Consider the following 11846-nt stretch of genomic DNA (forward strand, 5'->3'; position numbering starts at 1 on the left):
TGGCACACGGTACTACAGGTCAATCGTTGTAGAAGTGCCAGCACAATGTCTCAAAAGCGCGCCCGGCGCAAGACCGGGCGCGCTGCTATTTGTTTGAACGTGTGTAGTTGGTACCGGCTCGTGATCAGCTGAAGATCTCGCCCGCGGCTGCCTTCCGGAGCAGCAACGCCGGCGGCTCGAAGCGTTCGCCGTACGCGGCGGCCAGCTCGCGCGAGCGCTCCGCGAACCGGTCCAGTCCGTACGCGTTCACGTACTGCAACGCGCCGCCGTGCAGCGGCGGGAACCCGATGCCGAAGATCGACCCGATGTTGGCGTCCGGCACCGAGCGCAGCACGCCCTCGGCCACGCACTTCACGGTCTCGAGCGCCATCGCGAACAGCATCCGTTCCTGCAGGTCGATCAGCGGTACGCCGTCATGCTGCGTGAAGTGTTCCCACAACCCCGGCCACAGCCGCTTCGGCCCGTCCGCCGGGTAGTCGTAGAACCCCGCCCCGGCCGCCTTCCCGCGCCGGTCGAACTCGTTCACCAGCCGATCGGTGACCGCCATCCCGGGGTGCTCGTCGAACGCGCCCGCACTGTCGCCGGCCGCCCGCGCCGCGTCCCGGATCTTCTGCGGCAGCGTCAGCGTGACTTCGTCCAGCATCGCCAGCGGCGGCGCCGGGAACCCGGCCTGGGTCGCGGCCCGCTCGATCATCACCGGGTCGACACCCTCGGCGACCATCGCGGCACCTTCCATCACCAGCGTGCCGAACACCCGCGACGTGAAGAACCCGCGGCTGTCGTTGACCACGATCGGGGTCTTCTTGATCTGCCGTACGACGTCGTACGCCTGCGCGATCGCCCGGTCCGAGGTCTTCGCGCCGACGATCAGCTCGACCAGCGGCATCCGGTCGACCGGGGAGAAGAAGTGCATGCCGATGAAGTCGTCCGGCCGGTCGATGCCGTCGGCGAGCGTGGTGATCGGCAGCGTCGACGTGTTCGAGCACAGCAGCGCGTCCGGCTCGACCACGGCGGCGATCTCCGCGAACACCTTCTGCTTCAGTCCGCCGTCCTCGAACACCGCCTCGATCACCAGGTCGCACCCGGCGAGATCGTTCGGGTCCCCGGTCGGCGTGATCCGGCTGAGGAACTTCTCGACCTCGGCAGCAGTGGTCCGGCCTTTCGCGACCTGCTTGGCCAGCAGCTTCTCGGAGTATTCCTTTCCGCGCGCAGCCGCCTCCAAAGAAACATCTTTGAGCACAACCTCCATACCGGCCTTCGCGCAGACGTACGCAATTCCCGCGCCCATCATCCCGGCACCGAGTACACCGACCTTCCGCGCGCGGTACGCCGGTAGGTCGGCCGGCCGCGAACCGCCGGCGTTGATCGACTGCAGGTCGAAGAAGAACGCCTGGATCATGTTCTTCGCGATCTGCCCGGTGGCGAGCGAGACGAAGTACCGGGACTCGATCCGGGACGCGGTCTCGAAGTCGACCTGGCTGCCCTCGACCGCCGCGCTCATGATCGCCCGCGGCGCCGGGTACGGCGCGCCCTTGAGCTGCTTGCGCAGGTTCGCCGGGAACGCCGGCAGGAACGCGGCCAGCTTCGGCGACGACGGCGTACCACCGGGGATCTTGTACCCGTCGCGGTCCCACGGCTGCTTGGCGTCACCGTCGTACGTCGTGATCCAACGGCGCGCGGCATCGAGCAACTCGCCGGCGGGTACGACCTCGTCGACGATACCGGCCGACTGAGCAACCAAAGGCTTCATCCGCTGGCCTTGCAGCAGGACCTTCATCAGCGCGTCCTGCAGGCCGAGCATCCGGACCGTACGGGTCACTCCCCCACCGCCGGGCAGCAGGCCGAGCGTCACCTCCGGTACGCCGAGCTCGATGCGGTTGTCGTCGGCAACGATCCGGTGGTGGCAGGCGAGCGCGATCTCCAGCCCGCCGCCGAGCGCGGAACCGTTGATCGCGGCAACGACCGGTACGCCGAGTGTCTCCAGCACACGCAGCTGACGCTTGACTTCCTCGATCGTCTCGAACACCTGCGCGGCGTCCGACGGCTGGATCCGGGACAGCTGCTGCAGGTTGCCACCGGCAAAGAACGTCGACTTCGCGGACGTCACGATCACGCCCTTGAGCAGCGCCTTCTCGGCGACCAGGCGCTCGACGGTCCGGCCCATCGCCGCGACGTACGCGTCGTTCATCGTGTTCGCCGACGCGGCGGGGTCGTTCAGGGTCAGTGTGACGACACCGGCGTCGTTCTTCCACTCGATCATGCGGCAAGCCTCTCGATGATCGTCGCGACGCCCATCCCGCCGCCGACGCACAGGGTGGCCAGACCGTACCGGAGCTCGCGGCGCTCCAGCTCGTCCAGCAGGGTTCCGATCAGCATCGCGCCGGTGGCGCCGAGCGGGTGCCCGAGGGCGATCGCGCCACCGTTGACGTTCACCTTCTCGTGCGGTACGCCGAGATCCTTCATGAAGTGCATGACCGCCGCCGCGAACGCCTCGTTCATCTCGAACAGGTCGATGTCGCCGACCTCGAGCCCCGCGCGCGCCAGCGCCTTCCGCGCGGCCGGCGCCGGACCGGTCAGCATGATGGTCGGATCGGCACCGCTGACGCCGACCGACACCACCCGCCCGCGCGGCGCCTGACCGAGCGCCGCGCCGGCCTTTTCGTTGCCGACAGCAACCAGAGCCGCGCCGTCCACGATGCCCGACGAGTTGCCCGCATGATGCACATGCGAGATCCGCTCGACGGTCAGGTACTTCTCCAGCGCGACCGAGTCGAACCCGCCGTGCTCCCCGATCGCCGCGAACGACAACGGCAGCCCGGCCAGCGTTTCGACGGAAGTCCCGGGCCGGACCAGTTGGTCGTGGTCGAGGATCCGCAGCCCGTTCCGGTCCAGCACCGGTACGACCGAACGCCCGAAGTACCCGTTCGCCCAGGCCTTCGCGGCCCGCGCGTGCGACTCGGCCGCGTACGCGTCGACATCGGTCCGGGAGAAGCCGTCGATGGTCGCGATCAGGTCCGCGCTGATGCCCTGCGGGATGAAGCCGGTCTCGAGCGCGGTCTCCGGATCCATCGCCCAGGCGCCGCCGTCGGAGCCCATCTTCACCCGTGACATCGACTCGACACCGCCGGCCAGGATGAAGTCCTCCCAGCCGGAACGGACCCGCTGCGCGGCTTGGTTCACCGCCTCCAGACCCGAGGCGCAGAACCGGTTGAGCTGCACGCCGCCGGTGGTCTCGGGGTAGCCGGCCATCAGTACGGCGGTCCGCGCGATGTCCATGCCCTGGTCGCCGATCGGCGTCACCACGCCGAGGACGACGTCGTCGATCGCGGCCGGATCCAGGCCGGGGTGCCGGGTCCGGAGCTCGTCCAGCAGTCCGGTGATCAGCTGGATCGGCTTGACCTCGTGCAGCGCGCCGGTCGGTTTCCCTTTGCCGCGCGGCGTGCGGATCGCGTCGTACAGGAAGGCTTCGGTCATACGCCCGATTGTGACAGTAGCACTGTCACGATAGTAAGAGGGACTCGTTATGATCTCCGCCATGTCCGAGGTGGCGGGGGACGCATCATATGAAGGCGTGACGTTGACAGTTGACGAGCTGTCGGCGCGGGTCGGGATGACGGTACGTACGTTGCGGTTCTACGCGGGCCGGGGCCTGATCCCGCCGCCGATCCGGCGCGGCCGGGTGGGGTACTACGGTCCCGAGCACATCGCGCGGCTCGACCTGGTGCGCGAACTGCAGGCACACGGGTTCACGCTGCAGGCGATCGAGGGGTACCTGGACCGGATCCCCACCGACGCGACGCCGCAGGACATCGCGCTGCACCGCACCCTGCTGACACCGTGGATGCGCGACCTGCCGGAAACGCTCGACCGGGCGACGCTGGTACGGCGTACCGGCCGGGAGCTGAGCGACGACGACATCGAGATGCTGGTCGCGCTCGGGGTGGTCGAGCCGACGCCGGACGACGACGTGTTCCAGGTCGCGACGGCCCATCTGTCGCTCGGGGTCGAGCTGCTCGACCTGGACCTGCCGGTCGAGGCGGTGCTCGACGCCGGCCGGATCTTCACCGAGCACGGCCGGGCGATCGCGGAGGAGCTGACCGAGGTGTTCCGGACCAAGGTCTGGCCGCACTACCGCGATTCCGGCGGACCGCCCGAGCACATCCAGCAGCTCGTCGAACGCTTCAAACCCGTCACCATCCAGGGCCTGGTGCTGGCGTACGAGCGAGCCGTCGGCGAAACCCAACGCGACACGATCCGCCGCACCCAGCACAAGCGCCGCTAGGAGCTCGGGACGCGCAAGTACGTCAGGCCTCTCAGGTCGAGGTAGGTGTCGTTCGGGGTGGTGACGACGCGGAGCAGGACCGCGTCGCAGCCGGAGCAGCGGGCGACGGTGCCGGGGGCGTTGACGTAGACGCGGGACTCCGCGAAGACTGTGGTCTGGCCGCACCCGTCGCACTGGCCGATCGCCGCGGTCAGGTCCACCGCGAACAGCTCGCTCAGCGCTCCGGCGGCTGCGTTCCCATCAAGATGACTCATCCGAACCGCTCCGTTCTCACTCGCGCCGGGTCGTGACCGGCCGCGACCAGCAGGTCAGCGACCGTCTCCACGAACGCCGTCGGTCCACACACGTACGTCGTCGCGCCGTCGGCCGGCTTGTACGCGTACTGCTCGAGAAGCTCCGCGTCGATCCGCCCGACCCGCGGCTCCCCCGCCGGCGCCTCCCGGGTGTACACCAGCCGTACGTCGATGTCGTCGGACGCCGCCAGCTCCTTGAGGTCCTGGACGTAGATGACCGACTCCGGACGGCGGACGGAGTACAGCAGGCGCATCGGTGTCGACGTACCGGCCGCGGCCTGCAGCATCGACCGCAGCGGTACGACACCCGACCCACCGCCGATCAGCTGCACCGGCCCGTCCTGCTCCGGCTTCCACACGAACCACCCGCCGACCGGCCCGCGGATCTCCAGCGGATCGCCGGCCTTCAGTACGTCGACCAGGTACGGCGAGACCTCACCACCGGGTACCTCCTCGACCGTCAGCTCGATCGTGCCACCGGTCCAGGCCGAGGCGATCGAGTACGACCGGGAGGCGCGATAGCCGTCCGGCGCGGTCAGCCGTACGTCGAGGTGCTGCCCGGCCAGATGCCCCGGCCAGTCCGGTACCTCCAGCACGATCGTGCGCGCGGTCGGCGTCTCACGCCGTACGTCCGCGACGGTGGCGACCTGCCAGGTCAGTCGCCGGCGTATCGCTGTTCTTTCCATGGGTCTCCGTACTCGTGGTAGCCGGCGGTCTCCCAGAAGCCGAGGTCCTCGGTGTCGGACAGCACCAGGCCGCGGACCCACTTGGCGCTCTTCCAGAAGTACAGGTGCGGGACGAGCAGCCGTGCCGGCCCGCCGTGCTCCGGGTCCAGCGGGTCGCCGTCGTATTCGTAGGCGATCCAGGACTGCCCGTCGAGCAGGTCGTCGAGCGGGACGTTCGTCGTGTAACCGCCGTAGCTGTGCGCCATCGCGAAGTCGGCGCCGGTCTCGACGTCCGCGAGCAGCGTGTCCAGCGAGACACCCTTCCAGGTCGTCTGCAGCTTGGACCACCGCGTCACGCAGTGGATGTCCTTGGTGATTTCTTCGGCAGGCAGCGCCATCAGCGCGGCCCAGTCCCACTTGTACTTCTCGCCGGTCTCCGTGGTGACCGTGAACTCCCAGTGGTCCGTCAGGATGTGCGGCGTCGGCCCTGCCGACAGCACCGGGAACTCGTGCGTCAGGTACTGCCCTGGCGGCAGGTCCGTGCCACCTCCCCGCCGACCGGTGAACCCCGGCGAAACGATGCCCATGCCGACCCTCCCTCGGTATGCGAACGCTCTCAGCAACACGGGACTAGACTGCTGCCCCTTGCTGCCCCGGACCACGGTAGCTTCCGTAGCTGCGACCTGCCCGGGAGGAAGCTCTGATGAGCGAATGGTACGGCGTGCGTCCGCCAGTCGTGCGGGAGCCCGCCCCACCATCGCCAGCTGCCCCGGACGCCGACGATCCCGACGGCTCCGACCCGGTACCGGCCGACGACGCAGCGGCCGACGAGTGAGGATCCCCGAAGCGGGTACCGGAACGTTTCGTACGGCGGTCGCGGACCGGTCGGCCGCTCAACAGGTCGAGGCACGTGGCGCAATGACCAACACGATCCCCCTGCGGTCGCTAAAGTGGAACATCCGCCCAGTGGCGGCACGAACGTGGACGGGATGCGTGGATCTGGACCGGAGTGCCAGGGTGTGGGGGGCGATCAAGACCGCCGCGCACGACGACGGCACGTCACCGACGCTGTTGCACGCGGTCCGCGCCTGCGCCGCCGCGCTGACCGCGGTCGGAGCCGGCGTCGCGCTGACCCGGAACGGCGGCCTGTGGGAACCGCTCGTCGCGAGCAGCCCGGAGGCGACCGAGCTGGACGAGCTGCAGTTCACGCTGGGCGAGGGCCCGAGTGACGACGCCGTCGCGAACGGAACGCCGGTTCTCGAGTCGGACCTGTCCGGATTCGGGGCGGGGCGGCGCTGGCCGGCGTTCGCGGCGGGTGCTACCGAGCGCGATGTGGGCGCGGCGTTCGCGTTCCCGGTCGGTGTCGGCGCGGCGCGGGTCGGCGTACTGACCGTTTATCGGCGCGAGCGTGGACCGCTGTCGGCGGAGCTGCTGCAGGACGCGTTGGTGTACGCCGATGCCGTACTCGTGCTGGCGCTCGACGATCGGAGCGGGATCAGTACCGACGCGGACCAGCTGATCGCGGCGGCGTTCAGTGCCCGACGGGCCGAAGTACATCAGGCCGCCGGAGTGGTCGCCGCACAACTCGCGATCAGCGTGACGGATGCGTTGGCGCGGTTGCGTGCCCACGCGTACAGCAGTGGCTTGTCCTTGCAGGAGGTCGCCGCCGAGACCATGGCCGGCCACCTGCGCCTCGAGACCGACGAACGGGAGACAGGCTCCCAACATGCAGAGCTTGATCAGGAAGAAGACTCATGAGCACATCTGACCGGAGGGTGCGGGAAGTCTTCATCGAGCTGTCCGACACACTCGTCGCGGACTTCGACATCATCGAGTTCCTCGACCGCCTGGCGGCCCGCTGCAGCGAACTGCTGGAGGTGTCAGCCTGCGGCATCCTCCTCGTCGACCACCACGGCGTGCTGAACCTGGTCGCGGCGTCCAGCGAGCAGGCGCGGCTCGTCGAGCTGGTCCAGCTGCAAAGTCTCGAAGGCCCGTGCCTGGACGCGTTCAACACCGGACGCCCGGTGCAGTACGCCGACCTGCGCGACGGCGCCAGCCCGTGGCCGGCGTTCTCGGCGGCCGCGGTCGACGGCGGATACCTGTCGGTCCAGGCGCTCCCGATGCGCCTGCGCGACTCCACGCTCGGCGCCGTCAACGTCTTCAGCGAGGAGGTCGGTCCGCTGTCGGACGACACCGTCGTACTGGGCCAGGCGCTGGCCGACGCGGCGACCATCGGCATCCTCCACCAGCGTGCCCTGGCCCGCCAGGAGGTCGTCACCGAACAACTCCAGAACGCGCTGAACAGCCGAATCCTGATCGAACAGGCGAAGGGCTACCTCAGCCACAGCCTCTCCATCACGGTCGACGAGGCGTTCGCCGTACTCCGCTCCCACGCCCGCTCCACCAACCGCCGCCTGACCGACGTAGCCACAGACGCCGTCCAGGGCCGCCTAACCCTCCCCACCTGAAGCACCGACTTCAAACGCCTGTAAACCTTCCTCCGCGATCTCCCGGTAGTTACTCTGTGTAAGCCAGTCCCCAGCCCCCGGACGTGCCGCGACCGCACGGGAGGGGTGACCGCGGCACCAGGCACCATCTGGCCCTGCCCTCCACGGCGGGGCCAGATCTCAGTCCGAACCCAGCCGAGCCGCCGAAGATCGACACCTCCGCCCGGCCCGCCAACGACCAGCCGCCCGGCGCTCGGAGTCGAGCACCTGCTGCTAGAACAGCGCATCGTTCCAGCCGTCGGAGACCGACGGACTGGCGTACAGCCGAACCCGCGATTGACTGACAGGCGCAACCTCTGGTCCTGCCGCCTCGGCGCCGTACACGACGATCCCCGCGGCGTCGAACACGACCCGTGACCGGTAGGCCAAATCGTCAAGCATGTCCTGGTACAGCGCCTCAACCCGAGCATGATGCCGAGACTCCCTGCCGGTGCTGCGCCCTCCGAAGTACCCGGCCCCCATGCCGGCCAATGCGACAACGTACGGTCCAGCCTCTTTGACAACCTCAACCAGCGTCATGAGCGCTCGCCATCTCCATCAAGCGTCCCGCGTGATCCGTCAGGCCGCGCCGTACTGACCACCAACGGTACGAGCTCTGGCCAACTCTCCGGCCGAACACCAAAGCCAGCCACCAACGAATATCTCCTCCCCTTTCTTTCCTTCCCTTTCTTCCTCAGATGCCCATGGTTCGGCCTATTATTTCTTTCATTATTTCTGTGGTGCCGCCGTAGATGGTTTGGATTCGGGTGTCGAGGTAGGCCTTGGCGATGGGGTATTCGGTCATGAAGCCGTAGCCGCCGTGGAGTTGTAGGCAGCGGTCCACGACCTTTTTCTGGAGTTCGGTGGTCCACCACTTGGCCATGGCGGCTTCGGCTACCGTGAGGGTTCCGGCGTTCAGTTCCTGGATGCAGCGGTCGACGAAGACTCTGGCTATCTGGGTTTCGGTGGCGAGTTCGGCGAGGACGAAGCGGCTGTTCTGGAAGGAGCCGATGGGGCGGCCGAAGGCTTTGCGGTCCTTCACGTACGTGAGGGTGTCCGCGAGCATGTTCTCGCAAGCGGCTGCCGCGACGACCGCGATCGTCAGGCGCTCCTGCGGAAGCTTCTCCATCAGATAGACGAAGCCCTTACCTTCCTCGCCGAGCAGGTTCTCCGCCGGGACCCGGACGTTGTCGAAGAAGAGTTCGGCGGTGTCCTGCGCCTTGAGCCCGATCTTGTCGAGGTTTCGCCCGCGTTCGAAGCCAGGCATTCCGCGTTCGACCACGATCAAGGAAATACCTTGGGCACCGGCCGCCGGGTCGGTCTTGGCGACAACGATCACCAGGTCGGCGAGAATTCCGTTGGAGATGAACGTCTTCTGACCGTTCAGCACATAATGATCACCATCACGCCGCGCGGTCGTCTGAATGCCCTGCAGGTCGCTCCCGGCACCCGGCTCGGTCATCGCGATCGCGGTAATCGTCTCCCCCGAACAGAACGCGGGCAACCAGCGTTTCCGCTGTTCCTCGGTCGCATAGTCAAGCAGGTACGCCGAATTGATGTCGGTGTGGATCGTGAACCCGACACCGCTCGCCCGCACCCGGGTCAGTTCCTCGATCAGTACGGTATTGAAGCGAAAATCCCGTACTCCGCCCCCGCCGTGTTCCTCCGGCATCATGAACCCGAGCAGCCCCGCCGCACCCGCGGCCTCCCACAACGAACGCGGGACGATGCCGGCCTCCTCCCACGAGTCGTGATGCGGCACGATCTCCTTGTCGCAGAACGCCCGGACAGTCTCCCGGAAGGCATCGTGATCGGCATCGAAAAGCTGACGTTCCACGGGCGGTTCCTCTCAGTTCTGTACGGCTGCACCCGATTCGAGCAGGCCGTCGATATCAGCGATGCCCCAGTCGGCGAGCGCCTCCCGGGTGTGCTCCCCCGGCCGCGCGGGCGGCCGGTCCAGGCGGGTCGGGGTCCGGTCGAACCGCGGCGCGGGCGCCGCCTGGCGAACCCCGTCCACCTCCACAAAGGTGCCGCGGGCAACGAGATGCGGGTGGTCGCCGGCCATCGGCAGCACCGGCGCGACACACGCGTCGGACCCGTCGAAGACCGCGGTCCATTCCGCCTGCGTACGTTGCCGGAACGTCTCGGCCAGTACCTTCCGCAGCTCGGGCCACTGCGCCGGGTCGTTCCGGTCCGGCGCGTCCAGCCCGAGCTTGTCGATCAGCTCGGCATAGAACTGCGGCTCGATCGCCCCGACCGCCACGTACTTCCCGTCCGCGGTCTCGTAGACGTCGTAGAACGGCGCTCCCGTGTCCAGCAGGTTCGTACCCCGCTCCTGCCGCCATGTACCGGCCGCGAGCGCACCGAGCAGCATCGTCGTGAGGTGCGCCGACCCGTCGACGATCGCCGCGTCGACCACCTGCCCCTGCCCGCTACGCCCGGCCTCGTGCAGCGCCGCAAGTACACCGATCACCAGGTACAGCGACCCACCCGCGAAGTCGCCGAGCAGGTTCGCCGGCACCTGCGGCGGCCCGCCGGCACGTCCGATGAGATGCAGCGCGCCCGACAACCCGAGGTAGTCGATGTCGTGCCCAGCAGCCTGCGCCAGCGGCCCGTCCTGCCCCCACCCGGTCATCCGCCCGTACACGAGCCGCGGGTTGATCGCGTGGCAGTCCTCCGGCCCCAGCCCGAGCCGCTCGGCGACCCCGGGCCGGAAACCTTCCACCAATACGTCCGCCTGCGCGACCAGTTGCCGTACGACGTCCACGGCCGCGGGCTGTTTCAGGTCGAGCGCCGCGCTCCGGCGGCCGCGGTTGACCAGGTCGAGCTCGGGCGGCCCCATCGACAGGCCGCCGCCGGGGCGGTCGATCCGGAGGACGTCGGCACCGAGCTCGGCGAGCAGCATGCACGCGAACGGCGCCGGCCCGATCCCGGCCAGCTCGACTACCTTGACGCCCTCGAGTGGACCCATGCGGGCCATTGTGACAGTTCCACTGTCACAGTCGTCAAGTGAGCTTGCGCACCCCCACCAGCGCGCTGAGCGGAACCAGCACCATCAGCGCGAGGATGACGGCCAGCCCGGTCGACAGCGCCACGGAGTCGCCGTCGAGGTGACCGAGGTGGAAGAACAGGTGCGGCCCGGCATAGGCGAGATAGGCGATCAGCGCGACGGCGGTCAGGAATCGGTCGAACCGGATCGCGGCGGCTGCCAGCACGATCCCCAACCCCAGCGAAGCCCCACCGAAGTCGTGGAACAAATGGTCGCTGTACGGCGGCGTCCAGTTCACCGTCGGCACGTGGTCGTAGAACGTCTTCGGAACTATCGACAGCCACAGCCCGAGCAGCACCTCGAAGACCGCGAGAACGACCAGCACCACCCGTACGTACGTCCTCATCGCAGGTACTCCGCGAACGTGACCTTCCCGTACGCCGCCCCGTCGACCGTCGCGTCACCGGCCGCGAACCCCCGGAACGTCCGTCCCGGCAACCGCACCGGCACCACCGGCCGCCGGACCCCTCGCGCGTTCTTCCAGAGCCGCGCGAACTCGACCACGGACCGCCGCTCCGGCCCACCGATATCGGGAACGCGGCCGTTGACCGGCGACTGTTCCACGAGCTCGGCCAGCCGGTCCGCGACCTCGTCGACGGCGATCGGCTGCAGCGTCACCGCCGGCGCCACCACCACAGGGAGGAGTCGCTGAGCGCTGAGGACCATGTCGACCAGGTCGTGGAACTGAGTCGCACGGAGGATCGTGTACGGCACCCCGGACGCGGCGACCAATCGTTCGGCCTCGAGCTTGTACCGGTAGTACGGCAACGGAATCCGGTCGATCCCGGCGATCGACATCACGATCAGATGCCGTACGCCGGTTGCCGCCGCCAGCAGGTTCCGCGTCTGCACGACGTCCCGCTTCCCCTGACTCGTAGCCAGATGGACGACGACGTCGACTCCGCCAAGGTCCAGCCCCTGACCGGTCGTCAGGTCGCCGACGACGCGATTCGGTCCGGGCTTGCGGCTCAGTACCCGTACGTCGTGTCCCTGGAGCCGCGCGACGGTCGGCCGGCCGAGCGTGCCGGTACCGCCGGTGACGAGAATGGAGCTCATTCGGTTGGTGTCCTT

General features: G+C 68.3%; 14 protein-coding genes. 4 read left to right on the forward strand and 10 right to left on the reverse strand.

Going from position 1 to position 11846, the window contains the following annotated elements; genetic code table 11:
• Positions 1–124 precede the first annotated feature (124 nt).
• Together ACFYRU_RS23185 and ACFYRU_RS23190 are read right to left on the reverse strand one after the other, a co-directional pair.
• The gene (locus ACFYRU_RS23185; protein ID WP_387662230.1) at positions 125–2260 is read right to left on the reverse strand and encodes a 3-hydroxyacyl-CoA dehydrogenase NAD-binding domain-containing protein; all 2136 of its coding nucleotides are present in this window, start codon (positions 2258–2260) and stop codon (positions 125–127) included.
• Entirely contained in the window at positions 2257–3474 is a 1218-nt protein-coding gene (locus tag ACFYRU_RS23190; protein ID WP_387662232.1) for an acetyl-CoA C-acetyltransferase, read from the reverse strand. Before ACFYRU_RS23190 ends, ACFYRU_RS23185 begins: the two co-directional genes overlap by 4 nt.
• A gap of 97 nt (positions 3475–3571) precedes the next feature.
• Here ACFYRU_RS23190 and ACFYRU_RS23195 point away from each other — a divergent pair, with 97 nt between their 5' ends.
• Positions 3572–4282: a MerR family transcriptional regulator gene (locus ACFYRU_RS23195; protein ID WP_387662234.1), complete on the forward strand. Its 711-nt coding sequence runs from the start codon at positions 3572–3574 to the stop codon at positions 4280–4282.
• On the opposite strand, the gene ACFYRU_RS23200 is transcribed toward ACFYRU_RS23195, so the two are convergent.
• From ACFYRU_RS23200 to ACFYRU_RS23210, 3 genes are read right to left on the reverse strand one after another with little or no spacing between them, the layout of a single operon-like run.
• Complete coding sequence (locus ACFYRU_RS23200) at positions 4279–4536, reverse strand: DUF6510 family protein (RefSeq protein ID WP_387662236.1); 258 nt, start codon at positions 4534–4536, stop codon at positions 4279–4281. The genes ACFYRU_RS23195 and ACFYRU_RS23200 overlap by 4 nt on opposite strands.
• Positions 4533–5261, reverse strand: coding sequence for a ferredoxin reductase (locus tag ACFYRU_RS23205; protein WP_387662237.1), 729 nt, complete (start codon positions 5259–5261; stop codon positions 4533–4535). The genes ACFYRU_RS23200 and ACFYRU_RS23205 overlap by 4 nt, the downstream gene beginning before the upstream one ends.
• A complete protein-coding gene (locus ACFYRU_RS23210; protein WP_387662239.1) occupies positions 5231–5827 on the reverse strand; it encodes a sulfite oxidase-like oxidoreductase in 597 nt (198 codons plus the stop codon). The genes ACFYRU_RS23205 and ACFYRU_RS23210 overlap by 31 nt, the downstream gene beginning before the upstream one ends.
• Positions 5828–5943: 116 nt before the next feature.
• Between ACFYRU_RS23210 and ACFYRU_RS23215 the strand changes: the two genes are divergently transcribed.
• The 3 genes from ACFYRU_RS23215 (at position 5944) to ACFYRU_RS23225 (ending at position 7708) form a co-directional block, all read left to right on the forward strand.
• Positions 5944–6075, forward strand: a complete 132-nt coding sequence (locus tag ACFYRU_RS23215) for a hypothetical protein (RefSeq protein ID WP_387662241.1) — start codon at positions 5944–5946, stop codon at positions 6073–6075.
• Positions 6076–6233: 158 nt separating this feature from the next.
• Positions 6234–6998, forward strand: a complete 765-nt coding sequence (locus ACFYRU_RS23220; RefSeq protein ID WP_387662243.1) for an ANTAR domain-containing protein — start codon at positions 6234–6236, stop codon at positions 6996–6998.
• On the forward strand, positions 6995–7708 hold the full coding sequence (locus tag ACFYRU_RS23225) for a GAF and ANTAR domain-containing protein (RefSeq protein ID WP_387662245.1): 714 nt from the start codon (positions 6995–6997) through the stop codon (positions 7706–7708). Before ACFYRU_RS23220 ends, ACFYRU_RS23225 begins: the two co-directional genes overlap by 4 nt.
• A gap of 252 nt (positions 7709–7960) precedes the next feature.
• Here the strand turns inward: ACFYRU_RS23225 and ACFYRU_RS23230 are convergent, their stop codons facing one another.
• The 5 genes from ACFYRU_RS23230 to ACFYRU_RS23250 form a co-directional block, all read right to left on the reverse strand.
• The gene (locus tag ACFYRU_RS23230) at positions 7961–8266 is read right to left on the reverse strand and encodes a hypothetical protein (protein ID WP_387662247.1); all 306 of its coding nucleotides are present in this window, start codon (positions 8264–8266) and stop codon (positions 7961–7963) included.
• Between the two features lie 154 nt (positions 8267–8420).
• Positions 8421–9563 (reverse strand): acyl-CoA dehydrogenase family protein, encoded by a 1143-nt coding sequence (locus tag ACFYRU_RS23235; protein WP_387662249.1) that lies wholly within the window; start codon positions 9561–9563, stop codon positions 8421–8423.
• Between the two features lie 12 nt (positions 9564–9575).
• A complete protein-coding gene (locus tag ACFYRU_RS23240; protein ID WP_387662251.1) occupies positions 9576–10697 on the reverse strand; it encodes a CaiB/BaiF CoA transferase family protein in 1122 nt (373 codons plus the stop codon).
• A 34-nt stretch (positions 10698–10731) separates the two neighbouring features.
• Positions 10732–11121, reverse strand: coding sequence for a hypothetical protein (locus tag ACFYRU_RS23245; RefSeq protein ID WP_387662253.1), 390 nt, complete (start codon positions 11119–11121; stop codon positions 10732–10734).
• Positions 11118–11831 (reverse strand): SDR family oxidoreductase, encoded by a 714-nt coding sequence (locus tag ACFYRU_RS23250; protein ID WP_387662255.1) that lies wholly within the window; start codon positions 11829–11831, stop codon positions 11118–11120. Before ACFYRU_RS23250 ends, ACFYRU_RS23245 begins: the two co-directional genes overlap by 4 nt.
• Positions 11832–11846: the final 15 nt, after the last annotated feature.

The organism is Kribbella sp. NPDC004536, from assembly GCF_042873835.1.
In the GTDB taxonomy this organism is placed as follows: Bacteria; Actinomycetota; Actinomycetes; order Propionibacteriales; family Kribbellaceae; genus Kribbella.

Coding starts and splice junctions, on each gene's coding strand:
- ACFYRU_RS23185 (WP_387662230.1), bottom strand. CDS start 2,260: ATGATCGAGTGGAAGAACGACGCCGGTGTCGTCACACTGACCCTGAAC.
- ACFYRU_RS23190 (WP_387662232.1), bottom strand. CDS start 3,474: ATGACCGAAGCCTTCCTGTACGACGCGATCCGCACGCCGCGCGGCAAA.
- ACFYRU_RS23200 (WP_387662236.1), bottom strand. CDS start 4,536: ATGAGTCATCTTGATGGGAACGCAGCCGCCGGAGCGCTGAGCGAGCTG.
- ACFYRU_RS23205 (WP_387662237.1), bottom strand. CDS start 5,261: ATGGAAAGAACAGCGATACGCCGGCGACTGACCTGGCAGGTCGCCACC.
- ACFYRU_RS23210 (WP_387662239.1), bottom strand. CDS start 5,827: ATGGGCATCGTTTCGCCGGGGTTCACCGGTCGGCGGGGAGGTGGCACG.
- ACFYRU_RS23215 (WP_387662241.1), top strand. CDS start 5,944: ATGAGCGAATGGTACGGCGTGCGTCCGCCAGTCGTGCGGGAGCCCGCC.
- ACFYRU_RS23225 (WP_387662245.1), top strand. CDS start 6,995: ATGAGCACATCTGACCGGAGGGTGCGGGAAGTCTTCATCGAGCTGTCC.
- ACFYRU_RS23230 (WP_387662247.1), bottom strand. CDS start 8,266: ATGACGCTGGTTGAGGTTGTCAAAGAGGCTGGACCGTACGTTGTCGCA.
- ACFYRU_RS23240 (WP_387662251.1), bottom strand. CDS start 10,697: ATGGGTCCACTCGAGGGCGTCAAGGTAGTCGAGCTGGCCGGGATCGGG.
- ACFYRU_RS23245 (WP_387662253.1), bottom strand. CDS start 11,121: ATGAGGACGTACGTACGGGTGGTGCTGGTCGTTCTCGCGGTCTTCGAG.
- ACFYRU_RS23250 (WP_387662255.1), bottom strand. CDS start 11,831: ATGAGCTCCATTCTCGTCACCGGCGGTACCGGCACGCTCGGCCGGCCG.